Source organism: Staphylococcus canis (assembly GCF_016238445.1).
Taxonomy (GTDB): domain Bacteria; phylum Bacillota; class Bacilli; order Staphylococcales; family Staphylococcaceae; genus Staphylococcus; species Staphylococcus canis.
The window spans coordinates 1-1,383 of record NZ_JABANU010000055.1 but is presented as its reverse complement, the minus strand read 5'-3'; the positions used below and the strand labels follow the sequence as shown (position 1 = coordinate 1,383).

Genomic DNA, 1,383 nt, shown 5'->3' with positions numbered 1-1,383 from the left:
CGTGAATTCATAGCGTATGAGAAGGTAGACCCGGAGAACTGAAACATCTTAGTACCCGGAGGAAGAGAAAGAAAATTCGATTCCCTGAGTAGCGGCGAGCGAAACGGGAAGAGCCCAAACCAACAAGCTTGCTTGTTGGGGTTGTAGGACACTCTTTTAGAGTTACAAAAGAATGAGTTAGACGAATAACCTGGAAAGGTTAATCAAAGAAGGTAATAATCCTGTAGTCGAAAACTGATTCTCTCTTGAGTGGATCCTGAGTACGACGGAGCACGTGAAATTCCGTCGGAATCTAGGAGGACCATCTCCTAAGGCTAAATACTCTCTAGTGACCGATAGTGAACCAGTACCGTGAGGGAAAGGTGAAAAGTACCCCGGAAGGGGAGTGAAAGAGAACTTGAAACCGTGTGCTTACAAGTAGTCAGAGCCCGTTAATGGGTGATGGCGTGCCTTTTGTAGAATGAACCGGCGAGTTACGATCTGATGCAAGGTTAAGCAGGAAATGTGGAGCCGTAGCGAAAGCGAGTCTGAATAGGGCGAATGAGTATTTGGTCGTAGACCCGAAACCAGGTGATCTACCCTTGGTCAGGTTGAAGTTCAGGTAACACTGAATGGAGGACCGAACCGACTTACGTTGAAAAGTGAGCGGATGAACTGAGGGTAGCGGAGAAATTCCAATCGAACTTGGAGATAGCTGGTTCTCTCCGAAATAGCTTTAGGGCTAGCCTCAAGTGATGATTATTGGAGGTAGAGCACTGTTTGGACGAGGGGCCCCTCTCGGGTTACCGAATTCAGACAAACTCCGAATGCCAAATAATTTAACTTGGGAGTCAGAACGTGGGTGATAAGGTCCATGTTCGAAAGGGAAACAGCCCAGACCACCAGCTAAGGTCCCAAAATATATGTTAAGTGGAAAAGGATGTGGCGTTGCCCAGACAACTAGGATGTTGGCTTAGAAGCAGCCATCATTTAAAGAGTGCGTAATAGCTCACTAGTCGAGTGACACTGCGCCGAAAATGTACCGGGGCTAAACATATTACCGAAGCTGTGGATTGTCCTTTGGACAATGGTAGGAGAGCGTTCTAAGGGCGTTGAAGCATGATCGCAAGGACATGTGGAGCGCTTAGAAGTGAGAATGCCGGTGTGAGTAGCGAAAGACGGGTGAGAATCCCGTCCACCGATTGACTAAGGTTTCCAGAGGAAGGCTCGTCCGCTCTGGGTTAGTCGGGTCCTAAGCCGAGGCCGACAGGCGTAGGCGATGGATAACAGGTTGATATTCCTGTACCACCTATAATCGTTTTAAGCGATGGGGGGACGCAGTAGGATAGGCGAAGCGTGCTGTTGGAGTGCACGTCCAAGCAGTGAGACTGAGTGTTAGGCAAA

At 48.6% G+C, this 1,383-nt stretch carries 1 rRNA gene; it reads left to right on the top strand.

The features are described 5' to 3' along the window. Window positions 1–1,383: ribosomal RNA gene (locus tag HHH54_RS10855) — 23S ribosomal RNA — on the top strand; the annotation flags it as partial.